Below are 22,558 nucleotides of genomic sequence, written 5' to 3'. Positions count from 1 at the left end.
GCTGCTCAGTCAAGGACCACGGGTCTCGTCTCCAAACCGCAGAGGAGTGATCATGACCAGCAAGCTGATCTGGGGGATTTTGTTCGGTGTGGTGCTTGGTACCGCCTTCGGTTATGCGGGAGGCAATACCGGCATCGGCATCGCGATCTGCATCGCCGCAGGGGCTCTGGCCGCCGGCATCTGGCACTGGCTGGAAACCCGGCAAGGCCACCGTTGAGCGGCCCGAATGGCGATGGAGACTGTCAAGGAACATCGCTTCGGAGCCGGATCTTCCGTTGCACCTCTTGCAGCCTGCTAAAGGCGCGATAACGAAGAGCGTGCAGCGCTTTGATATCATCCGTTGCAGGCTGGTAGAAAGCCGACAGCCGGGACATCGCGCTCATCGCGTCCGTCAGCGCCGCGTAACGTGCGGAGGCCGTTGCGCCGAGCATCGCAGCGCCAAGAAGAACAGGCTCCTCTGTTTCGGCGACCGCAACCGGTAGGCCCGATGTGTCCGCCAGGACCTGGCGGACGAGCGGGCTCTGTGCCGCTCCACCGCTCGCAACGATCAGGTCGAGGGTCATCCCGTTGCGAGCGAGCGTATCCAGTAGCTGCCGCAGGCCGTACCCAAGTCCGCAAAGCCCAGCGACATAAAGCGCGACAAGGCTGTCGAGGTCAGTGTCCAGCGCGAGCCCGGAGATGATCGCGCGCGCGCTCGGATCTGCGTGAGGTGATCGGTTCCCGAGAAATTCCGGTACAACATGCAGATCGCGAGCAAGTCTGACAGCTTCGCTGGCGTCCGCACACTTGCGCTGCACTTCCCGATCAAGCCAGGAGACAAGTGACAGGCCCTCTGCTGCGGCATCTTGCTGCGCTTTCGGGGCTGCAGGATGCAGCGTGACAAGGTGATCTATGGCAGCACCCGCCGCAGATTGACCGCCCTCAGTCAGCCACAACCCCGGGATCATTGCCGAATAGTACGGTCCCCAGACGCCATCGACGAAGGCCGGCTGATCACTCGACGCCATCGAACAGGCAGAGGTTCCAAAGATATAGGCCAGACGATTTTGGGCTCTCGCTTCGGCTTGTCTGTCGAGGCCGCCAAGCGTGCCGATCCCGCCAGCATGGGCGTCAATCAGGCTCGCTCCCACCGGAGTTCCGGCGAGGAGGCCGAGATCGGCAGCTGCTTGTTCGGTCAGGCCTTGCCCAAGGGCCGTGCCGGGATCGACAATCTCGGTGCCGATCCGCTTGAACCCTTCATCCGCAAGTTGGCCGAGACCGATCGCCTGAAAATATGCGGCGTCCCAGCGCTTCTCATGCGCGAGATACGTCCATTTGCATGTCACCGTACAGGCGGAGCGGCTAAGTGAGCCGGTCGCGCGCCACGTCAGATAATCGGCCAGGTCGAAGAAATGTGCGGCCTTGGAGAAGGACTGAGGCAGGTTTCGTTTCAACCAGAGGAGCTTTGGCGTCTCCATCTCGGGCGATATGACGCCGCCGACATAGCGCAACACGTCATGCTTCCCCGCGTTGATCTCGGCGGCTTCGCCTGTCGCCCGGTGGTCCATCCAGACGATGATGTTGCGTTCAGCGTCGCCGGTCGGGCTAACGGTGACCGGAGCACCATCCTCACCGATCGCGACGAGCGAGCAGGTCGCGTCGAAGCCAATCCCTGCGACCGCGGACGGATCAATGCGTGCGGTATCGACTGCTTCTCTAACGCTCGCGCAGATGGCCTGCCAGATCTGCGCGCTCGACTGTTCAACGACGTGACCGGGCTCATGCCAAATCGTGATCGGGCGCTTGGCTGAAGCCAACAGGCGACCATGCTCGTCGAAGAGGCCCGCACGGGCGCTGCCGGTCCCCACGTCGACGCCGATGAAGATGGGTGCCATGGTTCAAAGATCCGTGCTGAGTGGCAGGATGACGAGATCGCGAATGGTGATGTTGCGCGGCCGGCTCAACATGAAGATGACCGCATCTGCGACCTCACTGGCCTCCATCAGGCCGCCCGCGGCAATTGCCTCGTCAAGCTTCGCCTGTGGCCAATCGCTGATCAGGGCAGTGATCACCGGACCGGGTGCAACGGCGCCGACGCGGATTCCATGCTGGGCGACCTGCCTTCGCACCGTGTGTACGAAGGCCTGCACGGCATGCTTGGATGCCGTGTAGATCGGCTCCCACACCACCGGCACGAGACCGGCAATGGAACTCGTCATGATGATGTCGCCCGTCTTTCGCTCGACCATGTGCGGCAGCACAGCCTGCACGGATCGGAAAGCGGCATTGATGTTCAGATTGAGCATCCTGTCCCAAGCATCCGGATCGCCGTCAACCACCTCGCCGCCAATGTAGGCGCCAGCATTGGCATGGAAGATATCCAGGTGGCCGAAGCGGTCGAGGATCTTCGGCATCATAGTGGCGACGCTTGCGGGGTCAGTAAGATCGACCTGAACAGGGAAAGCGTTCGGGCCAAGCTCTTCGCAGAGCGACGTCAACGTATCGGCTGCCCGGTCGACAAGGGCGACTTTGGCGCCTTCCTGCAACAGGGATCGTGCGCATTCAAGCCCGATGCCAGATGCGGCACCGGTGACTGCGGCGATCTTTCCGGAAAGGTCCTGTTTCATGTTATTCCTTGCTTGGTGTCTGCCACGCCGAGCGTGCAATGAGTTTGACGTGATCGCCGGGTAGTGATCAGTGAAAGAGATGTGCGGATGCCGGGGCAAACTGGAATTCGGCTGTGCCGCCGAATGACAGTTCCATATCGACCGGCACGGATGCCACGACGCGCTCGTTCGCGGGCGTATCTATGGCGATGATCGTTTCCGTTCCAAGCCTTTCGACCAGCACTATCTTCCCACCGATGCTGCCTTCTCCTTCTGCCGCCTTGCCGGGTTTGAGATATTGTGGCCGGACCCCGAGAAGGGCGCTGTCGCCACTCTTGAATCCCTTGCTGCGGACGAGGATCGGGCCCATCGCCTCGGATGCGACGCTTGCCATGTCACCTTGAACCGACTGAACCTTGACCGGCAGGAAGTTCATCTTTGGCGCACCGATAAAGCCGGCGACGAACTTGTTCACCGGGTTCTTATAGAGCTCCATCGGCGAGCCCACCTGCTGGACGAGGCCGCCATCGAGCACGACGATCTTGTCGGCGAGCGTCATCGCCTCGATCTGGTCGTGGGTGACGTAGATCATCGTTGCGCTAAGTTCGCGGTGCAGCTTCGCCAATTCCATCCGCATGTCGACGCGTAGCGCCGCATCGAGGTTGGACAGTGGCTCGTCGAACAGGAAAACGCCGGGCTTGCGCACAATGGCGCGGCCGATCGCGACGCGCTGACGCTGGCCGCCGGACAACTGGCTCGGCTTTCGCTCCAGGAGATGCTCCATCTTCAGGATGCGGGCCGCTTCGCGAACGCGAGCATCCAGTTCCGTCTTGGGTGTCTTGTTGAGCGACAAGCCGAAGCCCATGTTGTCGTAGACGGTCATGTGCGGGTAGAGCGCGTAGGACTGGAACACCATCGCGATTTCACGTTCGCGCGGCTCAAGGTCGTTGCAGAGCCGCCCGCCGATATGGAGTTCGCCGCCCGATATCTCTTCCAGACCTGCAATCATCCGCAGCAACGTGGATTTGCCGCAGCCGGACGGGCCGACGAACACGACAAATTCCCCGTCCTTCACCTCTAGATCGACACCCTTGATGACGTCGACGGCGCCGAAGCTCTTTTTGAGCCCGGCCAAGCTTAAACTAGCCATCTTCTTACCTTCTCCCGAGCCGTAGGTTTTTGCGGGGCAATCGTTTTGAGAATGCCCCGCGACCCTCAGGCGTCTTCCAGTTCGCGTGCTCGTTCGGCGCTGTCCTTGGTGCGCAGGTAGGCGCCCTTGGCAATCAACTGGCGGCGGAGTTCCTTGACGTCGATCTCATGCGGCGCGCGATTACCCCGCACGGAGATCTTGGCCGCGCGCCCTGCCGCTTCGCCCATCGCCATGCAGGTGGCCATGACGCGGATCGCGCCCATCGCTTCATGGGTGGTGGAGATTGCACGGCCTGCGACGATCAGGTTGCGCACCTTCGTCGGGATCAGTGAGCGGTAGGGGATGTCGTAGCAGTCACCGCACCAGATCAGCGTACAGCCGTCGTCAGACGGGCGGTGGATGTCGATCGGGTAGCTTGCCACCGCAATCGAATCATCGAAATGTCGGCAACCAAGAACGTCTTCCTGGGTCATCACATATTCGCCGATGATGCGGCGAGTTTCGCGGATGCCGAGGAAGGGGGCGGTCTTGGTGAAGTAGGCCTTCTCGAAGCCCGGCACGTAGTTGATGAGATAGGTGACGATGTCGTCGATCTGCGCGCGCGCTTCGATCTCGCCCATGGTCAGGCTCGCGGCCTCGGTGCCATCGACGCCCTTGACGCGCGTCATGTTGATCCAGACCTCGCCCGCCTTGAGGCCGGTGATGATGATCGTTCGCTCGTTGGGGATCGCCAGTCCCATCTCGTTCTGAGCCTTGACAATCAGTTCGCGCAGGCCAACGATGATGAACTGGTTGTTCTGGCCGAAATACTCTGCGGGAATGAAGTCGGTAAGGTAGGTCCGCGCCTGCGGCGGCTGGTTGGCGATGCTGAGACGCAGTTTCTCGGTGTCGACGCCCGCGAGGCAGAACATCAGTGTCGGAGGCTGCATGCCGCCATGCTCGTTGCCTTTCTCGCAAGGCACACCAGCGCGGTAGGCTACGTCGGCGTCGCCGGTGCAGTCGATGACGACCTTACCCAGGATCGCGCCGCGGCCGCTCTTGCTCTCGGTAATGACGCCGCGGATCGTATCGCCATCCATAACGACGCCGGCGCAAAAGGTGTAGAACAGGACTTCAACGCCTGCCTCGGTCAGCATTTCAAGCGCGACCGTCTTGACGGCTTCCGGTTCAACCAATGTGATGCCCATGTGCAAGGGGCAGGGGCGATGTTCGCTGGCGCCGTGGCGGGCCTTAAGCCGGTCGATGAACTTCTGCGGCAGTCCTTCGATGATCTGGTTGCCCTTCTGCCCGAGGAAGCCCAGCACCGGCAGGCCGATGGTCATATTGCCGCCGACGAAGCTACGGCTTTCGATGAGACCGACGCGCAGGCCATCCTCTGCGGCTGCGAGCGCCGAAGTGAGCCCTGAGGGGCCGCCGCCGATGACGAGCACGTCATATTCGGCCATGACAGGTGTCGCCCGCGCAGGCTCCTGGATGGATCGGTTGGTGGTGTTCAGCATAGTCCTGATCTCTTTCGTGGTGGGCTTACGAGCCCCTGTCGTTCCGCCAATGGCATTTCGTCAGTCCGGGCGCGTCCGCCCGGACGGTGTTCAGACGTTTCAAGCCTGCAGCAGCGGCTTCACGCGGGTGGCGATGGACGTCACGGCTTCCTTGACCTCCTTGCGACCAAGCACCGCAAGCTGCACTTCCTCAAGGAAGATCGACTGTGCACGTGCGGCTTCGGGGAAGGGCGGGAATGCGCCGCGGGCGTTCTTCAGCACCGCTGCCTCGACGGCGGCGACCGGATTGCTCGACATTGCCGGGTCGGCATAGGTCGACACGCGAACCGGACCGTTGCCGTTCTTCGCCATACCGAGCGTCGCGCTCTTGCTCGAGACCTCCTTGATAAACTTCCAGGAGAGGTCCTTGTCCTTGGAGTTCGCCGGGATCACCATGCCCCAGGCTTCGACGATCGAAGACATCGGCATCTTGCCCTTGAGGTCCGCTGAGATCGGGAACTCGATCGCCTTGATCTTGCCGGGGAACTTACTCTGTTCTTTGTTGTTCAACTGCGCGAAGCGAGCAAACGGCAAGACCGTGAAGGCGGCGCGGCCCTGTTGCAGCCAGGTCACCTGGTCGTCGTTCTTGGTGGTCGCATAGCTGCGGGGGAGGGCGCCGTTCTCGAACATCTTGCGAAGGACAGAAAGGCCCTTCTCCATCGCCTCCGGGTTCGGCAGCAACTCGAACTTGGCGTTGATGAAATCACCACCGAAAGCGCGGGCGAACATGACCGGGAACACAGCAAGGTCGCTCGCCAGCACCATGCCCGCGACGGGCGTGCCAGCCTTTGAGGTGAAGGTCAGCTTTTGAGCCTGCTCAGCCAGTTCTTCCAGCGTGGTTGGCGGGGCGCTGATACCCTGCTCTTCAAGCAATGCCTCGTTGTAGAACAGGCCCTGCGTGGCATGACGCACCGGGATGCCAATCAGCTTGCCATCGACCGTCATGCCCTGCACGAGGCCTGGTGCGATGTCCTCAAAATCCTCGATCGCGTCCTTCTGCAGATACGCATCGAGCGGCTCGAACATGGCAGCGATCTGCTTCGTCGGGCGGTTGTCGACCATGTAGCCGACGTTGAAGTCGGTTGAACTGAGGCTCGCCTCGCGGAACAGTCGGTCCTGCAACGGGTTTGAATCAAACGTCGTCCAGGACACGTCAGCATCGTTGGCAGACTTCCAGTCCTTTAGAAGGTCACCATCGCCTGTGCCAAGCACCGTCTGGTGCACCTTATGGCTCAGGACATTGAGCGTCTTGCTCGCCGCAAAGGACTGGCCTGCGGCGAGCGCTGCCGCGCCGCCCATGGCAGTTCCGAGAAAGCTGCGTCGCGTAAGGTTCAGTAGCTTGTCTGACATATGTTTTCCTCCCTTTTCAGACATTGGTGGCGTCACCCCTTGGTCGCGCCTGCCGTCAGGCCGGCGACGAGATAACGGTTCATGAAGATGACGAAGAGCAGCACGGGGATAAGCTGGACCGTCGAGGCTGCGAAAAGGACGCCCCAGTCCACCCCATCGATCGAGCCGATCATCTCGGAGATCACCAGCGGCGCAGTCTTTGCGTTGGTGCCGGTGAAGATGAAGGCGAACAGGAACTCGTTCCAGGCAAAGACAACAACGAAGACGGCAACGGCCAGGATGCCCGGTGCGGCGAGCGGCACGATGACCCGGCGCAAGATCGTCATGCGGCCGGCGCCGTCGATCTGAGCTGCTTCGTCCAGTTCGCGCGGGATCTGGTCAATGAAGGTGCGCATCAGCACCGTGCCGAGCGACACGAAGAACGTCGCGTAGAGCACCATCAGCACGATATGGGTGTCGTTGAGGCCGATCGCGTTGATGATCGGGAAGAGCGGCAAGGTCACGACGATCGGCGGGACGAGGCGCACGATGATCAGGAACATCACGCTCGCGTTCAGCATGCGGCTGCTGTAGCGTGAGTAAACATAACCGGCGGCCGTGCTGGCAGTGATCGCAATGATGGTCGCCCCAGCGGTAATGATGGTGCTGTTCAGCAACCCGCCGAAGAACACACCCCAGCCGTTCCAAAGCTGCACATAGTGCTGCAGCGTGGGCGAGAAGACGAACTTCGGCGGCACCGCGAAGATATCCTGACCCGGTTTCAGCGAAGACATTACGATGAAGCCGATCGGGAACAGCGACCATACCAGGATGGAGACGACAGCGATGGCTTTTCCGATACCGATGGCGAGCTTCTTAGTGCGCATTGCCGGCCACCTGCTTGCGGAGAAGGAAAACATAACCGGTTGCGAGAAGCAGCGACGCGAGCACCATGATCCAGGCGGTCGCGGCCGCGGTACCAAAGGCGTTGTAGCTGAAGGCTTCCTGGTAAAGGTAGACGGCCACCACCTCGGTCGAGCGGGCCGGCCCTCCCTGCGTCATCAGCCAGACTTCTGAGAAGATGCGGAAAGCAAAGATGTAACGGAACAGGAGAGCGACTACGATTGCTGGTCCAAGAAGCGGCATCGTCACCTTTTTGAACGCGTCGAACGGTGTCGCGCCATCGATGCGGGCCGCCTCGTAGAGATCCTTGGGAATGGCTAGGCGCGCAGCGTAAAGGATGATGAAGGTGAAGGGCAGGTGGAGCCAAATGGTGAGCAAGCCGATCATGATCAGCGCGTGCGACGGCTCGAAAGACCAGTCTAGCATCGGCAGGCCAAGCCAAGACAGCATGGCTGTGACGGGGCCGACATCCGGGTCGAAGAGAAACCGCCACATGGCGACCGCAATCACTTCGCTCACCGCATAAGGTGCAAGGACCGCGACGAGCAGGAAACGGCGGCCCGGCAGTCCGCTTGCAAACAGCAGCGCCATGCCGAGACCCAGCGCCAGTTCGAGATGCACGGCGAAGATGACGATCATTACCGTGTTGCCAAGCGCCCGGAGAAACGCCGGATCGCTAAGCACCTGGATGTAGTTATCCAGACCAACGAAGGTCGCCGATTGTCCGAAGCTCGAGGCATTGAGGCTAAGCCAGATGACGTACAGCGACGGTATGACGATGACGCTGAGGATCAGTATCTGTACCGGCGCCAGAAACGGTATCGCTTCGGTGATCTTGTTCAAACGCAAACTACTTCCTCCCAGAAGGGCATTTCATGTGTCGCCACTAGGCTGCCTAGTGGATGCTGTTTCGCCGTTCTCCCGCGGCAGCCGATCCTTGTTCTGCAACGGCAGGCTCCTCGTCGCCTGCGCGAGCAATCCGGCGCGTGGAATCTCTTACTTGCAGCGTTGTGCTGAGGATGCTTGGCTTCGGCTGGGAGGTGTCGCCCTCCATTCGCATCTGCAGCCGTTCCCATGCGAGGCGCGCTATGTCGTCAACCGGCTGCCGGATGGCGGTCAATGCCGTTTTGCGGGCGCTCATCCAGGTATAATCGTCGAATGCTATGAGCGAGACCTGATCGGGGATGTCGATCCTTTGCCGCGCAAGCGCCGTCAGAACGGCAAGCGTCGTCACGTTGGTCAGCGCGAAGACGGCAGAGGGAAGCGGATGCCGCTCCAACCAATGCGCAAAGATGTCGGCCCCACGCTCGGCGTTGGATCCCAATGCGACGGCGACGGGCTCCTTGCCCGTCATTTCTTGGACGATCGAGACCGCGCCGCGGACGCGCTCGCGGATCGGTGCGATGTCGAGATGCGAGGCGGCCAACGCGATGTCTGAATGGCCCATCTCCACAAGATATCGACCAGCAATCTGACCGGCTCCGAAATTGTCGATTGTCACGGTATCGGCGGTCGCAGCTTCGGGAACGACACGGTCGACAAGCACCGTCGGCAACCGGGCCACTTCACGCGCCAGGATCGCGGGGACGGTGTCGGAGCAGGGGACGGCTATGATGCCGGATGGACGCCAGCCGAGCAGGGTATGCAACCGCGACTCTTCCAACTGCCGGTCATCGCGTGAACTTGCGACGATGACGTCATAACCTTCCTCGAGCGCCATCACTTCGATGCGGGAGATGAGGGAGGTGAAGAAGGTATCATCGAGATCTGGAACAAGAACGCCAACCACGCGCGCCTTGCCCGATTTCAGCTGGGAGGCGGCGCGGTCGATCTGGAAAGAGAGCTCCTTGGCAGCCCGTTCGACACGCACGCGCAGCTCGTCATTCACCGCTTTGCGCCCGGTAAACACATTGGAGACGGTGGCGATCGAAACTCCTGCCCGATCGGCAACATCCTTCAGCGTCGCCCTTTTTCGTGTCACCGCGCCCACCTGTTAAACGTTTTACAGTAAAACGTTTAACAGGTGGGCGCGGTTATGCAAGCGGAATTTTGATAGGGCACCAGCTTTAGTTTCTGCGGCGTGACACAGGCGCCGCGCAGAGGCGCGCAACTCACGGTTAACTACAACCTCAAGGGAAATACCCGACAGTGGCGTTTAAACCTTCTGGTAATATTTGAGGCGCAAAAGCTGGCTCAGCAATTGTTGTAAATGCAATTGTTGAAGCCGCATGATGCGTCCCTCACTGACCGCTTGTTTCCGCCGCGTCCCGAGAACCTCATGCGTATTGCCCTCATCGATGACAGCCATTCGGCACTCGTTGCCCTGCAGGGCCATCTGCGGTCGCTCGATGATGTTGAACTACACGCCTATCAGTCCGGCTGGGACGCGTTGGTCGATGCGACCACGATCGAGTTTGATCTTGTCATCTCCGATTACCTGATGCCCGACCTGGACGGGATCGACGTCATCCGCCGTCTTCGGGAGATGCCGGCCTACGCCGCCGTGCCCCTGGTGATGATCACCTCCAATGGTCACGCCGATATCCACCGCCGCGCGATTGAAGCGGGTGTTACCGATTTCCTGCGCAAGCCGATTGATGCCATTGAGTTGCTCGCCCGCGTCCGGAACCTGCTTGCCTTGCGTCGCGCCCATCTGGAGATCTGCGAACGCGCCCAGATGCTCGACGGCGCCGTTTCTCTCGCCAACCTGGCGCTCGAGCAGCGGGAAGAGGAGATCCTCTGGCGGCTTGCGCGCGCCGTTGATGCCCGCGACGGCAAGACCGGCGAACATATGTCCCGCATGGCGATGATCTGTTTCCTGATCGCGCAGGAACTTGGCCTGCCACCGGAGACTTGTCGCACGATCTACCTTGCGGCGCCGCTCCATGACGTCGGCAAGATTGGAATTCCCGATGCAATCCTGTCAAAGCCGGGCCGCCTGACGCCAGAAGAATACGCGCTGATGCAGTGCCACGTCGAAATCGGCGTCAAGATCCTCGAAAACGCTGACAATGAGCCACTGCGCACCGCGGAGATCATCGCGCGCGGTCACCACGAACGCTGGGATGGTTCCGGATATCCGGCCGGCTTGGCTGGCGCTGCCATTCCGCTCGAAGCGCGCATCGCCGCCGTCGCCGATGTCTTCGAGGCACTCTGTGCCGAGCGACCTTACAAACCCGCATGGCCACTGGAAAAGGCGAAGGACGAGATCCTTGCCGGCGCCGGAACGCTGTTCGACCCAAGCTGTGTTGCTGCTTTCCTTCGAAGTTGGTGTGCGATTGCGGAGCGTTTTTTGCCGGTTGCGGCGAGTTTCAACGGGCCAGCGCTTGGTAGCGCGGCCGCCTAGACCCATGAGAAGAGAAACAACCATGTCTTCTGCCCCTGCAGACCTTGATATTCCTCCACCGTTGACGATCCGCCAGGCGTCTGCCCTGAAGCAGATGATCCTGGAGGCACTGCAGCAGCATGCCTCGCTGTCGCTTCGGCTGCCGAAGGCCGCCAATGTCGACCTGAGCTTCGTGCAACTGGTTGAGGCGGCGCGAATCTATGCGGCCCGCAATGGTGGGACGCTGTCGCTTGCAGCACCGGCCGATGACGACCTGCTGGGCCTGGTGCAGGCGGCGGGTCTGGGACCGGAGGCGCAAGCCTTCTGGCGATGCGAGGGGACCCAGCCATGAGCGCCCGTATCCTTGCGGTTGATGATTCCGCCAGCGTGCGGATGACGACGACCATTGCCCTATCCAATGCCGGTTACCAGGTGACCGAGGCAGTCGATGGCCAGGACGGACTGAACAAGATCTGCAACGGCGCCTTCGACCTCGTGGTCACAGACCTCAACATGCCGAACATGAACGGTCTGGAGATGATCGAGGCAGTGCGCAAGCTGCCGTCGCAGGCGGGCCTGCCGATGATCTTCCTGACCACTGAATCCGACGGCGCCTTGAAGGCGCGCGCCAAACAGGCCGGTGCCACCGGCTGGATGACCAAGCCCTTCGATCCGGAGCGGCTGGTCACAATCGTACGGAAGGTATTGGGCAAATGAGTACTCCTGATCCAGTCCAGGTCTTTCGTGTGGAAGCGGGGGAACTGCTCGAGCAGATCGAGAACGGCCTGCTCGACCTGTTGAACGACCTTGACGACAAGAACCTGATCAACGCGGTGTTCCGCGGCCTGCACACGCTCAAGGGTTCGGGCGCAATGTTCGGCTTCGATGCGCTTGCCGCCTTTACCCACCATTGCGAGACCGCCTTTGACCGGGTCCGCAAGGGCGAGGTCCCGGCCACCAATGCGCTGGTGTCGGCTGTTCTCGATGCCCGCGACCATATGCGGGCGCTGGTGGATGATCCATCCGGCAAGGACGACGTGACCGGCGAGCGACTGCTGGCGCAGTTGAACGCGGCCGTTGATGGCGCTGGAGGCAACCAGCCGGATGGCGCAGCGTTATCGCTGGCGCAGTCACAAGCGACGGCGCCGGCAAAGCCGCGCGGTCCTGTCGAGACCAGCTTCAAGCTGACCTTCCGGCTGCCGGCCAATGCCATGGTCAATGGCACCAACCCAGTCGGGTTGCTGAACGAGCTGCGCGAGCTTGGGCCTGCCGTCGTTGCAGCCGACCTTTCGCTGGTGCCGCCGCTCGACCAGATCGAGGCTGACCAGCTTTACATTGGCTGGACGGTGGAACTGACGACAAGGCAAACACGCCAGGCTATCGATGACGTCTTCATCTTCGTACTCGACGAGATGGAACTGGAGGTCACCGAGGTTGCCAGGACCGTCGTTGCAGAGACCGCGGCTGAAGCGGTGGCCGAGGCAGCCTCGGATGAAACAGCTGCTGTTGCCGCTCCTGCGGTCAAGCCCAACCTCAAGCACAAGCCTAATGAGGCCGAGGCGACACCTGTCGAGAAGGTATCACGCATCCACGACACCAAGCCGAGCGAGAATGTCCGGGTTCCGGCAGAACGTCTCGATGAGCTGATGGATCGTGTCGGTGAGCTGGTGATTGCCCAGTCGCGGCTGTCGCAGCTTGCTTCGTCCTCGGCCGATATTCCGCTTCGGTCCGTGTCCGAAGACATCGAACGGCTGTCCAACGAATTGCGCGACACGATGATGATGTTGCGCATGGTGCCGATCACCCAGTTGTTCGGCCGGTTCCGCCGCCTCATCCACGACCTGTCGCGCGAGACCGGCAAGGTGATCGATCTCGTCACCGAAGGGGAAACCACGGAAGTCGACAAGACGGTGATCGAGCGGCTGGCCGATCCGCTCGTCCACCTGGTGCGCAACTCCGTTGATCACGGGCTGGAACGGCCTGAAGATCGTCGCGCGCTTGGCAAGCCGGAAGCCGGCCGCATCACGCTGTCAGCCCAGCAGGCGGGTGGCGAGGTGATCATCATGATCCGCGACGATGGCCGCGGCATCGACCGACAAAGGGTGCGGGCGAAGGGGGAATCCAGCGGCCTTATTCATCCCGGTGAAGCCTTGAGCGACCAGGAACTGCTGCAACTGATCTTCCAGCCCGGCTTCTCGACGGCGGCCAAGATCACCAACCTGTCCGGCCGCGGTGTCGGCATGGATGTGGTGAAGAAGTCGGTCGAGGCGCTGCGCGGCAGCATCGACGTGCAGAGCGAGGACGGCAAGGGTTCGACCATCGCGCTGCGCATTCCGCTCACATTGGCAATCATCGATGGTCTGCTGGTGCGGGTCGGCAGCGGCCGCTACGTCATTCCGCTGTCTTCGGTCGAGGAATGCCTTGAACTTTCGCTCGACGAGGACCTGCGCTCGCGGGGCCGCAGCTTCATCTCGCTGCGCGACAGCCTGGTGCCTTTCATCCGCTTGCGGGAGATCTTTGACACCGGCACCCAGCCGGAGCTGCACCAGAAGGTGGTGGTGGTCTCCACCGGAGCAGAACGGGTCGGCCTGGTGGTCGACCAGATCATCGGCGACCACCAGACGGTGATCAAGTCGATGTCGCCGCTTCACCACGACATCGACAGCTTCTCGGGCGCCACGATCCTGGGCGACGGCAATCTCGCGCTCATCCTGGATGTCGTCCACCTCGTCACACTTGGCCAACAGGAGGAGGCGCGTCTTCGCGCCGCAGTTTGATGCAAACGGTACAACAGCTTCCCGTCGAGACGCCGTGGCAAAACCGCGAGCAGCTCGAAGTCCTCACCTTCGACCTCAATGGCGAGATCTTTGCGCTCGAGGCCGCCGTGGTGCGCGAGATCCTCGACCTCGTGCCGGCCACCGTCGTGCCCGGTGCACCGGCCTTTGCCGGCCGCATCATCAACTTCCGCGGCCGGGTCATCCCGCTTGCCGATATCCGCCTGCCGTTCGGCATGGAGCCACGCGAGCCGACGATCGACAGCCGCATCGTCGTCATCGCGCTCACCCTCCATGGCGAGGAGGTGCTGGTCGGGCTGATGACCGACCGCGTCCACGAGGTGACCAACCTGATGCGGGCGGCCAGCGAGCCGCCGCCCAGCGTCGGCATGCGCTGGCGCCCCGACTACATCCACTGCCTCGTGAAGCGCAACGGTGAATTCATCATCGTTCCCGACCTCCAGGCGATCTTCGCTTCAAACGATACCCGCAGCTGAGCCTGCCAAACACTTTCCAAACAAAGGATCCCAATCGTGCGTATGACGATCAAACTCAAACTCGCCGCATCATTCGCGGCCGTACTCCTCCTCCTCGTGGGGATCGCCTTCTACGGCATCCTCAGCCTCGGCAACCTGAACAACGCCTTCCAGGACATGCTTCAGGGACCCAACATGCGCTTGATGCTGGCCAAGGATATCAATGCTGACCAGGCTGAAGTGGTTCGGGCCCAGAAGAACGCGCTTCTCGCCGACGATCTTACGGCCGCGACGAACTACTATAAGTCGGGCGAAGAACGCTTCGCCAAGATGGAAGACCGGATCAAGGAAGGTGTTGCGACCGCTCCGGAAGGCATCAAGCCGCAGTGGCAGAAGCTCCTGGAGGTTGCCGGTACGTTCAAGCAACATTCGCAGGAAATGATTACTGCCCATACGCAGGGCAACAAGATGCGGGCGATCGAAATCTCCAATGGTCCGCTGCTCCAGCTCGGTCCGGAAATCCGTACCCTCATCGTTGAGATGCAGGAATTCGCCCAGAACAACGTCAATCTTGCGGTTGAGCAGGGCACGATCCAATACAACGAAACCCGCACGCTTTTGATCTCTGCAGCCGCTATTGCACTGGTCATTGCCATTGTCGCTGCGACCTGGCTGTCGATCTCGGTGAGCCGTGGCCTGGGTCAGGCTGTGTCTGCCGTGCGCCGTGTGGCCGAAGGCAACCTGACCGAAAGCGTCAAGATCAGCACCCGTGACGAGATCGGCGAGCTCTTGGGTCATGTCAACGAGATGATCGAGCGCCTGCGGGGTGTTGTCGGTGACGCACTGACCGCCTCTTCCAATGTCTCTGCAGGCAGCCAGCAGCTTTCGTCCGCGTCCGAACAGGTCAGCCAGGGTGCCACCGAACAGGCCTCTGCCGCCGAAGAAGCCTCCGCTTCGATGGAAGAGATGGCCGCCAACATCAAGCAGAACGCTGATAACGCCGCACAGACCGAGAAGATCGCCCGCGAATCGGCAAAGGATGCCGAGAACTCGGGCGACGCCGTCAATCGTGCCGTTGAAGCCATGCGCATCATCGCCGACAAGATCTCGATCGTCCAGGAGATCGCTCGCCAGACCGACCTACTCGCCCTCAATGCCGCTGTTGAAGCTGCACGCGCCGGCGAACATGGCAAGGGCTTTGCAGTCGTTGCTTCCGAAGTCCGCAAGCTTGCCGAACGCAGCCAGTCGGCTGCCGCCGAGATCAGCCAGATGTCGGGTGATACCGTCAAGGCGGCTGCAGATGCCGGCGACATGCTGAGCCGCCTCGTGCCCGATATTCGCAAGACGGCGGAACTGGTGTCCGAGATCTCGGCCGCATGCCGGGAGCAGGACATCGGCGCCAGCCAGATCAACGAAGCCATCCAGCAGCTCGACAAGGTGACCCAGCAGAATGCCGGTGCATCCGAAGAGATGTCGGCAACCTCGGAAGAGCTCGCCGCCCAAGCCGAAGAACTGCAGGCATCGATCTCCTTCTTCCGCATCAATGGCGGCCAGCCAACCAAGGCCGCTGCTGCCCCGCGTGCCAAGGCTGCCCGTGCCACCCCGACCGCCGCATCGGTTCGCGCCGCCCCGCGTCCCCAGGCACCTGCAAGCACGGTTGCCGCCCAGCAGGCACGCGCCAAGGGCTTTGCGCTTGATCTGTCCATGGGTGGACCCGATGGTGAAGATCGTGACTTCCGGGAGAGCGCATAAATGTCAGCGCTCACAGGTGAAGGTCAGTTCGTCACCTTCAGCCTCGACCGCCAGGTGTTCGCCGTGCCGGTCGGCGTGGTCAGGGAAATCCTTGACCATGACGAGCCGGCCCGGCTTCCCCAGGGTCCGAACTTCCTTCTCGGCTTGAAGGACGTGCGCGGCCAGGGGGTCCCGGTGATCGACCTGCGGCTGAAGCTCGGCATGGAACCGACAGTGAGGACGCAGGATACCCGCATTCTCGTGCTCGACGTGCCGCTCGGGGAGCGCTCGCTCCCCCTCGGTCTCGTTGCCGACAAGGTGTTCGAGGTCGCCACCTTCGATCTCTCCACCATCGGCCCACCGCCGGAAGTCGGCGTCAGCTGGCCGTCGGACTACATCGCCGGGGTCATCCTGAAAGAACAGGGCTTCGTGGTGATCGTCGATCTCGCCCGGCTGTTCACGCAGGTCGAACGCGACGCGGTCATCACATCACCCATCGACCTCGTCGCCTAAGAGAACAGTCATGCCCGGAACCGCCCACGCGTTCGAACCAGAAGCCCTGGACCTCGCCACCTTCAACCGGATGGCGGAGTTCATCTACCGTTACAGCGGCATCAAGATGCCGTCGAACAAGATCACCATGCTCGAGGGGCGTCTGCGCCGGCGCCTCCGGGCTACGGGGATGAAAAGCTTCCGGGACTACTGCGACTACCTTTTCGGCGAGGGGGCGGAACGCGAGCACGTCTATTTCATCGACGCGGTCACAACCAACAAGACCGACTTCTTCCGCGAACCAAGGCATTTCGAGGTGATGCAGAATGACGTCATCCCGAATCTGGTAGCGCAGGGCTATAGCAACCTGAGGATCTGGAGCTCCGCCTGCTCATCGGGGGCGGAGCCCTATACGATCGCCATGCTGCTTGAAGAGGCAGTCGCGGCGCGCCAAGTGGATAACTACACAATCCTTGCGACGGATCTCAGCACCGAGATCCTTCAACAGGCGCAGCGCGCCGTCTACGACGCACCCTTCCTCGCACCCGTTCCGCCGCATCTTGCTGCGAAATATGTGATGCAGCCCCTGGATCGGCACCGTATCGATCGGCGGATCAGCCCGAAGCTGCGCAGCCGTGTCGGGTTCGGCCGGCTGAACCTGATGGATCATGCCTATGCAGTGGGCGATCCCATGCACATGATCTTCTGTCGCAACGTGCTGATCTACTTCGACAAGCCGACCCAGCAGGCAGTTCTATCCCGCCTGTGCGATTGTCTCCTGACGGGAGGCTACCTGTTCATCGGGCACTCGGAATCGATCGCCGGAATGAATCTGCCCGTTCGGCAGGTCGCCAACACCGTCTTCGTGAAGGCCTGACGCTCAAAGGTTTGGCGGGCAAACCCACGGCCCCGCTTGACGCAAGCGGAGCAAGCCGGATAGGTCCGGTTCAAGTTCCACGGATCGAGGATTGTTCATGCAGTACCCTTTCGCCGGCATGCTGATCCACAAGCTGATCCGGCTCGGCGACGAGATCGAAGCGCAGTTCGCGCTCCGGCTTACACCCTTTGGCATCACTCTGCCCATGTATCGCGTGCTGGTCATCCTGGTCAGGAACCCCGGACCACACACGTTGAACACCATTTCGAGATCGCTTGAGGTCGATCCGTCGACGCTGTCGCGACAGATCACCACGATGACGCGGTTGGACCTCGTGACACGTGAACGCACTTCCGAGAACGGCCGCATTGTGCAGATCGACATTACGTCGCGCGGGCGTGAGGTCGCCGCACAGCTGATCCCGTTTGCCGAGCAGTTCGACGCCATGTCGAAGCGGAACCTGAGCGACAAACAGATCCAGGACCTTGACAAGATCCTGCAGACGGTAGCGCAGAATTTTTCAGACATGCCGCCGGCCGGTTGAGCCGGTCCGTCTTATCTCCGTACACCACCAGCGCTAAGCTGGGGTGAACCCGCTGTTCACCTCGTGGTTACCAAACCTTGAACATGCCTCAGGGTCACCTATTTAGTTAGCACACTAATAGTAGGTGAGCCATGAAAAATGACGCCATCAGTTCGGAACTGCTGGAATCGCTGAACAAGGCGAGCCGCAAGATCCGCACCGCCTTCAACCAGGGTGTGACAGCTCACGGCTTGACCTATCCGCGTGCCCGCACCCTGCTGCGGCTGGCAAAGAAACAAAACGTGACGCAGACGGAACTCGCCTGTGAGCTGGAGCTCGAGCAGGCGACGATCGTGCGCCTGCTCGACCGGATGGAAGAGAACGGCCTGATCGAGCGGCGTGCAGACCCGAACGACCGCCGCGTAAAGCTGATTGCCTTGACCGAGCACGGCAAGGAGCAGGCCGAGCTTGTGAAATCGATCGGTCTGCAACTGCGCATGCATCTGTTCTCCGACATCGACACCCAGGAACTGCAGTCGGCGATCGATCTTCTGGAGAAGGTCTCGGCCCGTCTTGGAGATTGGAGCGGCGACAGTGTCACCAAATGAAGCTGCTCTGAGAGAACCGGAAAGCTGGAGCGAGCGGAAGGAGATTTCCCCGCCACCCGCGCTCGAGGAGGTGCGCGAGGCGGGTGTTGCTCCTCCGCCTCCGGCACCCGCAGCAACGCCTGCTTTTGTGCCGAAATCTGCGATGCTGACGCTTGTCTATATCATGACCGGCGTGCTCCTGGCGCTGACGCAGGGGCTCGGCCTCAGCTTCATCTCCACGAACCTGCAGCAGATTGCCGGTCCGATGGACCTGACGCAGACGGAAGCGACCTGGCTGATGGCAGCCTACCTGTTTCCGAACGCCAGCCTGACGCTGCTGCTGTTCAAGGTTCGCGCCCAATATGGGCTGCGCAACTTCGCCGAAGCGGCAATTGCCGTTTACGTCCTGGTCTGTGTCGGACACTTGTGGGTGGGCGACTTCAACAGCAACCTCGCAATGCGTTTTGTTGCAGGTGCCGCGGCAGCGCCTATCTCGTCGCTCGCCTTCCTTTATATCCTGGAGCCAATTCCGCCTCAGAAGAAGTTGAATGTGGGGCTTTGCATCGCCTTGACGGCACTTGCCCTGCCCACGCCGGTCACAGGCCTGATCTCGCCCTCGCTTCTTGATCTGGGAGACTACCACGCCCTTTACCTCGTCGAGATGGGGGTGGCGATGATTTCCCTGGCGCTGGTTTATCTGCTGCCGCTGAACTCGGTGCCTCGGGCGAAAGTTATCAGCGGCCTCGACATCGTGAGCTACCTGTTCCTCGCCGTTGGCCTCGGGTCCTTCGCGGTCGCTTTGACGGTCGGGCGGATCTACTGGTGGACGGATGCCGACTGGCTTGCCTGGCTGATCATCACCGGCATCGTCTCCTCGCTGATCTTCGCGGTCATCGAGCTCAACCGCAAGACACATCTCGTCGACATCCGGTGGGTAACGTCACGAGAAATTCTTCATTTCACCGGCGCGCTCCTGGTGTTCCGGGTGGCACTTTCGGAGCAATCGAGCGGTGCCGTCGCCTTCCTGCGTAACCTCGGAATGCTCAACGAACAGATCGCGGGCCTCTATTGGGTCATGATCATTGGCGCTGTGATTTCCGGCGCGATTTGCGCTCTGATCATGAAGCCCGGCCGAGAGCCGATGATTCATGCCGTCGCGCTGCTTCTGCTTGCGGTTGGCGCCTATATGGACAGCCAATCAACGATTCTGACGCGTCCAGAACAGATGTATGCGAGCCAGTTGCTTGTCAGCTTCGCGAGCGGCCTTTTCCTGCCGCCGGCCCTTGCCATCGGCATGGGAGCGGCCCTGAAGCGCGGACCGAGCTACATCCTTTCCTTCCTCATCGTCTTCCTGGTGACGCAGAAGGTCGGCGGTTATCTCGGCAGCGCGCTCTACGGCACGTTCGTCACATGGCGCGAGCAGTTCCATTCGGTGCGGCTTGTGTCTGATCTCGTCTCGACCGATCCGCAGGTTGCGCAGCGGCTGAGGCAACTCGGAGGCGCCTATGCACGGGTGCTGACCGATCCAACGCAACAGACAACGCAGGGAGCCGCGCTCCTTGTCCGCCAGGTGCAACAGCAGGCTTACGCCCTGGCGTATAACGACTCGTTCCTGCTGACGACCTACCTGGCGCTCGTCGCACTGGCGTGCCTGTTGATCCACGTGGCCTGGCGCAACCGTGTCCGCTTTACCCTGTCGAGGCAAGCCGCCGAGGCGGCCTGATCTCATATCCATCATTTGAGTAGAACAAAAAGATGCCGAACATTTTCAGATCTATAGCGACATATGTCGCCCTTCTCGTCGGCGCCGCAGGCGTGGTCCTCGTGCTCTACACCTGGAACCTGCCACCGTTCCACGGCTCGATCGAAACGACCAATGATGCCTATGTGCGGGGCCAGGTGACGCTGCTCAGTCCGCAACTCGCGGGATACCTGACGGATGTTCCGGTTCAGGACTATCAGAAGGTCCACAAGGGAGACCTCATCGCCAAGATCGATGACCGGATTTACGCGCAGCGGCTGGAGCAAGCCCGGGCGACGCTCGCCTCGGCAGAAGCGACCTTGGCCAATTCCGAGCAAACACGCCGGTCCGATGAAGCCAAGATCGAGTCGGCGAAGGCAGCCCATGAAAGTGCCCAGGCCACGCTGACGGCAGCAAAGGCCGCCTACAGGCGCACCGAGACACTGCTGGAGAAGAACATTGCTTCCGAAAGCGAGGCGGAAAAAAACCGTGCAGCGTTAGATCAGGCGACAGCCGCCGTCCATCAGGCGGAGGCGGCTCTAAAGGTGGCGGAACAGGATCTCAATACCACGATCGTAAGCCGTCGCACGCTTGAGGCCAATGTCGAAAGTGCCAGGGCCGCCGTCAAACTGGCGGAGATTGATCTAGCCAACACCCGCATCGTTGCGCCGCAGGACGGGACGCTGGGTGAGGTGACTGCCCGGCTTGGTCAGTATGTTTCCGTGGGAACGCAGATCGCCTCGGTCGTGCCGGAAACCGTCTGGGTTGTCGCGAACTTCAAGGAAACCCAGCTACGGGACATGAGGCCGGGGCAGCAGGTCAAGTTCACGGTCGATGCGCTCGGCGATCAGCCGTTCACCGGCACGATCGAACGATTCGCGCCAGCCACGGGCTCGGAATTTTCTGTCATCAAGGCCGACAATGCCACCGGCAACTTCACCAAGATTGCGCAGCGAATCCCGGTGCGGATCTCCATCCAGCCGGAACAACCGTTGATGGACAGGCTCGTGCCCGGAATGTCGGTTGTTGCGAACGTCGACGTGGCGCAGCGAGGAGACCAGCGGGTGGCAATAGGCCACCCCTGAGCCATCCGAAATCCTATAGAGGGCGCGCTTCCAGAGCATCGGCGATATCTGTGTCGACCGGCGTGTCGTAGGTCAGCAGGATCCCGCCAAGGACCGAATAGAAGCCTAAGGTCGCAATCAGGTCGAAGATAGCCTCGCGACCGATTGCGCTCGCAAGTTGTGCCTCCAGTTCCGGCGAAATGCGATGATGGTCGAACAATGCGTCGACCGCGCGCACGATCAGCCCATCTTCCCCTTCCGGCATAGCCGTGATGGCGCGAATCCGTTCATCCGGAAAGCCCAGTGCGCGCGCCCTTTGGACGTGGTGCGCCCACTCGTAGCGCGAGCCTAGGCGATGTCCGGTCCTGAGGATCACAACCTCGGAGCGATCCGGGCCGAGCGCGCTGTCCTTTACCAGATGTTGCCGTAGCGGCGCCCAACTGCGCAAAAGCGCCGGATGATGGGCCATGGTGCGGTAGACATTGAGCTGACCGGCGAAGCCATCGCGCATGTCGGCAATGCTCTCCGGCCACTCCGCATCAGAGATCGGCGGGCAGGGTGACTCCGTCATCAGTTCCTCCTTTTGTGCAACACTCCGCCCAATTACGCGTCAATTTGACCGCTGGAAAGCACTTGCTGAAAACCCGTCAGCGCGTTTCGAAAGTGACTTTACAAATGATATAAAGTGATAACAATAGGAAAAATACGACACCCCGCTTCCGCGCGGAGAGGCAGCCTCGGGAAAGGCATTTGCGGAGGGGGCGGCGATACACAGGAGGTCTTTCATGGAAATGTCATCGCTCACCGCGCGCCAGCTCTACGAGCAAGCCAAGGCGAACCCAACCCGCAAGCGGTTCGGTTTTGGCCGCAAGCCGATGCTGATCAATATCGATCTGCAGTGCGCCTACACCCGCGTCGGTGAATTCGCGACGTCCTACGAGACCGATCCCAAGCAGTTGGACTACGTAAATACGCTGGCCGGGCTTGCCCGTGCGAAGGGTCTGCCGATCACCTGGACCTATGTGGCTTACATGGAATCGGGCGAAGACTGCGGCGTCTGGGGCACCCGCACAGACACGCCGGACTCGCTACAGAACATCAAGGTTGGCTCGCGCCGCGCCGAGTTCGATCCGCGGCTTGATATCGACCGCGTCAAGGACATCATCATCAACAAGCGGATGGCGTCGCCATTCCACGAAACGAACCTGCAGTCGCTGATGGTCTGGCACCAATGTGACACGGTAGTGCTCACCGGCGGCTCGACCTCGGGCTGCGTACGCGCCTGCGTCGTGGATGCAATTTCGCGTGGTTACCGCGTCATCGTTCCGGAAGAATGCGTGGCGGACAAGCATGAGAGCCCGCACTTCGCCAACCTTTATGACATCTCCGTCAAGTATGGCGACGTGATCCCGGTTGCCGATGCGATTGCCTGGTACGAGGCCTACCAGCCGGAGGCCCGCTGA

At 61.2% G+C, this 22,558-nt stretch carries 23 protein-coding genes; 14 read left to right on the top strand and 9 right to left on the bottom strand.

Annotated elements, in window-relative coordinates; genetic code table 11:
• Positions 1–52: 52 nt before the first annotated feature.
• Positions 53–217 (top strand): hypothetical protein, encoded by a 165-nt coding sequence (locus M0654_RS07640; protein ID WP_248682553.1) that lies wholly within the window; start codon positions 53–55, stop codon positions 215–217.
• 25 nt (positions 218–242) lie between these two features.
• On the opposite strand, the gene M0654_RS07635 is transcribed toward M0654_RS07640, so the two are convergent.
• The 8 genes from M0654_RS07635 to M0654_RS07600 all read right to left on the bottom strand — a co-directional run bounded on the left by M0654_RS07635 (position 243) and on the right by M0654_RS07600 (position 9,486).
• Positions 243–1,874, bottom strand: coding sequence for an FGGY-family carbohydrate kinase (locus M0654_RS07635; protein WP_248682552.1), 1,632 nt, complete (start codon positions 1,872–1,874; stop codon positions 243–245).
• Between the two features lie 3 nt (positions 1,875–1,877).
• Complete coding sequence (locus M0654_RS07630; protein WP_248682551.1) at positions 1,878–2,606, bottom strand: SDR family oxidoreductase; 729 nt, start codon at positions 2,604–2,606, stop codon at positions 1,878–1,880.
• A gap of 67 nt (positions 2,607–2,673) precedes the next feature.
• Positions 2,674–3,735: an ABC transporter ATP-binding protein gene (locus tag M0654_RS07625; protein WP_248682550.1), complete on the bottom strand. Its 1,062-nt coding sequence runs from the start codon at positions 3,733–3,735 to the stop codon at positions 2,674–2,676.
• Positions 3,736–3,800: 65 nt separating this feature from the next.
• The gene (locus M0654_RS07620) at positions 3,801–5,234 is read right to left on the bottom strand and encodes an FAD-dependent oxidoreductase (RefSeq protein WP_248682549.1); all 1,434 of its coding nucleotides are present in this window, start codon (positions 5,232–5,234) and stop codon (positions 3,801–3,803) included.
• A 99-nt stretch (positions 5,235–5,333) separates the two neighbouring features.
• Positions 5,334–6,623, bottom strand: coding sequence for an ABC transporter substrate-binding protein (locus tag M0654_RS07615; RefSeq protein ID WP_248682548.1), 1,290 nt, complete (start codon positions 6,621–6,623; stop codon positions 5,334–5,336).
• A 32-nt stretch (positions 6,624–6,655) separates the two neighbouring features.
• A complete protein-coding gene (locus M0654_RS07610; protein WP_248682547.1) occupies positions 6,656–7,489 on the bottom strand; it encodes a carbohydrate ABC transporter permease in 834 nt (277 codons plus the stop codon).
• Positions 7,479–8,354 (bottom strand): carbohydrate ABC transporter permease, encoded by an 876-nt coding sequence (locus M0654_RS07605; protein ID WP_248682546.1) that lies wholly within the window; start codon positions 8,352–8,354, stop codon positions 7,479–7,481. The genes M0654_RS07610 and M0654_RS07605 overlap by 11 nt, the downstream gene beginning before the upstream one ends.
• A 46-nt stretch (positions 8,355–8,400) precedes the next feature.
• Positions 8,401–9,486, bottom strand: a complete 1,086-nt coding sequence (locus M0654_RS07600) for a LacI family DNA-binding transcriptional regulator (protein WP_248682545.1) — start codon at positions 9,484–9,486, stop codon at positions 8,401–8,403.
• 297 nt (positions 9,487–9,783) lie between these two features.
• On the opposite strand from M0654_RS07600, the gene M0654_RS07595 reads away from it, so the two are divergent.
• From M0654_RS07595 to M0654_RS07540, 12 genes are all read left to right on the top strand, one after another.
• The gene (locus tag M0654_RS07595) at positions 9,784–10,851 is read left to right on the top strand and encodes an HD-GYP domain-containing protein (protein ID WP_248682544.1); all 1,068 of its coding nucleotides are present in this window, start codon (positions 9,784–9,786) and stop codon (positions 10,849–10,851) included.
• A 22-nt stretch (positions 10,852–10,873) separates the two neighbouring features.
• Entirely contained in the window at positions 10,874–11,182 is a 309-nt protein-coding gene (locus M0654_RS07590; RefSeq protein WP_248682543.1) for an STAS domain-containing protein, read from the top strand.
• Positions 11,179–11,547: a response regulator gene (locus M0654_RS07585; protein WP_118851741.1), complete on the top strand. Its 369-nt coding sequence runs from the start codon at positions 11,179–11,181 to the stop codon at positions 11,545–11,547. The genes M0654_RS07590 and M0654_RS07585 overlap by 4 nt, the downstream gene beginning before the upstream one ends.
• A complete protein-coding gene (locus tag M0654_RS07580) occupies positions 11,544–13,607 on the top strand; it encodes a chemotaxis protein CheA (RefSeq protein ID WP_248682542.1) in 2,064 nt (687 codons plus the stop codon). The genes M0654_RS07585 and M0654_RS07580 overlap by 4 nt, the downstream gene beginning before the upstream one ends.
• Positions 13,607–14,101, top strand: a complete 495-nt coding sequence (locus tag M0654_RS07575) for a chemotaxis protein CheW (RefSeq protein ID WP_248682541.1) — start codon at positions 13,607–13,609, stop codon at positions 14,099–14,101. Before M0654_RS07580 ends, M0654_RS07575 begins: the two co-directional genes overlap by 1 nt.
• Positions 14,102–14,137: 36 nt before the next feature.
• Positions 14,138–15,832 carry a methyl-accepting chemotaxis protein gene (locus M0654_RS07570; protein WP_248682540.1) on the top strand — a complete coding sequence of 565 codons (1,695 nt, stop codon included), beginning with the start codon at positions 14,138–14,140 and terminating at the stop codon, positions 15,830–15,832.
• Positions 15,833–16,324, top strand: a complete 492-nt coding sequence (locus M0654_RS07565) for a chemotaxis protein CheW (protein ID WP_118851737.1) — start codon at positions 15,833–15,835, stop codon at positions 16,322–16,324.
• A 10-nt stretch (positions 16,325–16,334) separates the two neighbouring features.
• Positions 16,335–17,180 (top strand): CheR family methyltransferase, encoded by an 846-nt coding sequence (locus tag M0654_RS07560; RefSeq protein ID WP_248682539.1) that lies wholly within the window; start codon positions 16,335–16,337, stop codon positions 17,178–17,180.
• Between the two features lie 97 nt (positions 17,181–17,277).
• Positions 17,278–17,724 carry a MarR family winged helix-turn-helix transcriptional regulator gene (locus M0654_RS07555; RefSeq protein WP_248682538.1) on the top strand — a complete coding sequence of 149 codons (447 nt, stop codon included), beginning with the start codon at positions 17,278–17,280 and terminating at the stop codon, positions 17,722–17,724.
• Positions 17,725–17,855: 131 nt separating this feature from the next.
• Positions 17,856–18,311, top strand: coding sequence for a MarR family winged helix-turn-helix transcriptional regulator (locus M0654_RS07550; protein ID WP_248682537.1), 456 nt, complete (start codon positions 17,856–17,858; stop codon positions 18,309–18,311).
• A 142-nt stretch (positions 18,312–18,453) separates the two neighbouring features.
• Positions 18,454–20,013, top strand: coding sequence for an MFS transporter (locus tag M0654_RS07545; RefSeq protein ID WP_390919815.1), 1,560 nt, complete (start codon positions 18,454–18,456; stop codon positions 20,011–20,013).
• Between the two features lie 32 nt (positions 20,014–20,045).
• A complete protein-coding gene (locus M0654_RS07540) occupies positions 20,046–21,116 on the top strand; it encodes an HlyD family secretion protein (RefSeq protein ID WP_248682535.1) in 1,071 nt (356 codons plus the stop codon).
• A gap of 13 nt (positions 21,117–21,129) precedes the next feature.
• Here M0654_RS07540 and M0654_RS07535 read toward each other — a convergent pair whose 3' ends face one another.
• The gene (locus M0654_RS07535) at positions 21,130–21,666 is read right to left on the bottom strand and encodes a carboxymuconolactone decarboxylase family protein (protein ID WP_248682534.1); all 537 of its coding nucleotides are present in this window, start codon (positions 21,664–21,666) and stop codon (positions 21,130–21,132) included.
• 214 nt (positions 21,667–21,880) lie between these two features.
• Here M0654_RS07535 and M0654_RS07530 point away from each other — a divergent pair, with 214 nt between their 5' ends.
• Complete coding sequence (locus M0654_RS07530) at positions 21,881–22,558, top strand: isochorismatase family protein (protein WP_118851730.1); 678 nt, start codon at positions 21,881–21,883, stop codon at positions 22,556–22,558.

It is taken from the genome of Neorhizobium turbinariae (genome assembly GCF_023223505.1).
Taxonomy (GTDB): Bacteria; Pseudomonadota; Alphaproteobacteria; order Rhizobiales; family Rhizobiaceae; genus Neorhizobium; species Neorhizobium turbinariae.
The sequence above is the reverse complement of the archived record's forward strand: the minus strand, read 5'-3'. Positions and strand labels throughout refer to the sequence as shown.

What these genes read in the sequence shown, in the direction of transcription:
- M0654_RS07640 (WP_248682553.1), top strand. Translation starts at nt 53, where the DNA reads ATGACCAGCAAGCTGATCTGGGGGATTTTGTTCGGTGTGGTGCTTGGT.
- M0654_RS07635 (WP_248682552.1), bottom strand. Translation starts at nt 1,874, where the DNA reads ATGGCACCCATCTTCATCGGCGTCGACGTGGGGACCGGCAGCGCCCGT.
- M0654_RS07630 (WP_248682551.1), bottom strand. Translation starts at nt 2,606, where the DNA reads ATGAAACAGGACCTTTCCGGAAAGATCGCCGCAGTCACCGGTGCCGCA.
- M0654_RS07625 (WP_248682550.1), bottom strand. Translation starts at nt 3,735, where the DNA reads ATGGCTAGTTTAAGCTTGGCCGGGCTCAAAAAGAGCTTCGGCGCCGTC.
- M0654_RS07620 (WP_248682549.1), bottom strand. Translation starts at nt 5,234, where the DNA reads ATGCTGAACACCACCAACCGATCCATCCAGGAGCCTGCGCGGGCGACA.
- M0654_RS07615 (WP_248682548.1), bottom strand. Translation starts at nt 6,623, where the DNA reads ATGTCAGACAAGCTACTGAACCTTACGCGACGCAGCTTTCTCGGAACT.
- M0654_RS07610 (WP_248682547.1), bottom strand. Translation starts at nt 7,489, where the DNA reads ATGCGCACTAAGAAGCTCGCCATCGGTATCGGAAAAGCCATCGCTGTC.
- M0654_RS07595 (WP_248682544.1), top strand. Translation starts at nt 9,784, where the DNA reads ATGCGTATTGCCCTCATCGATGACAGCCATTCGGCACTCGTTGCCCTG.
- M0654_RS07590 (WP_248682543.1), top strand. Translation starts at nt 10,874, where the DNA reads ATGTCTTCTGCCCCTGCAGACCTTGATATTCCTCCACCGTTGACGATC.
- M0654_RS07585 (WP_118851741.1), top strand. Translation starts at nt 11,179, where the DNA reads ATGAGCGCCCGTATCCTTGCGGTTGATGATTCCGCCAGCGTGCGGATG.
- M0654_RS07580 (WP_248682542.1), top strand. Translation starts at nt 11,544, where the DNA reads ATGAGTACTCCTGATCCAGTCCAGGTCTTTCGTGTGGAAGCGGGGGAA.
- M0654_RS07575 (WP_248682541.1), top strand. Translation starts at nt 13,607, where the DNA reads ATGCAAACGGTACAACAGCTTCCCGTCGAGACGCCGTGGCAAAACCGC.
- M0654_RS07565 (WP_118851737.1), top strand. Translation starts at nt 15,833, where the DNA reads ATGTCAGCGCTCACAGGTGAAGGTCAGTTCGTCACCTTCAGCCTCGAC.
- M0654_RS07560 (WP_248682539.1), top strand. Translation starts at nt 16,335, where the DNA reads ATGCCCGGAACCGCCCACGCGTTCGAACCAGAAGCCCTGGACCTCGCC.
- M0654_RS07555 (WP_248682538.1), top strand. Translation starts at nt 17,278, where the DNA reads ATGCAGTACCCTTTCGCCGGCATGCTGATCCACAAGCTGATCCGGCTC.
- M0654_RS07550 (WP_248682537.1), top strand. Translation starts at nt 17,856, where the DNA reads ATGAAAAATGACGCCATCAGTTCGGAACTGCTGGAATCGCTGAACAAG.
- M0654_RS07545 (WP_390919815.1), top strand. Translation starts at nt 18,454, where the DNA reads ATGCTGACGCTTGTCTATATCATGACCGGCGTGCTCCTGGCGCTGACG.
- M0654_RS07540 (WP_248682535.1), top strand. Translation starts at nt 20,046, where the DNA reads ATGCCGAACATTTTCAGATCTATAGCGACATATGTCGCCCTTCTCGTC.
- M0654_RS07535 (WP_248682534.1), bottom strand. Translation starts at nt 21,666, where the DNA reads ATGACGGAGTCACCCTGCCCGCCGATCTCTGATGCGGAGTGGCCGGAG.
- M0654_RS07530 (WP_118851730.1), top strand. Translation starts at nt 21,881, where the DNA reads ATGGAAATGTCATCGCTCACCGCGCGCCAGCTCTACGAGCAAGCCAAG.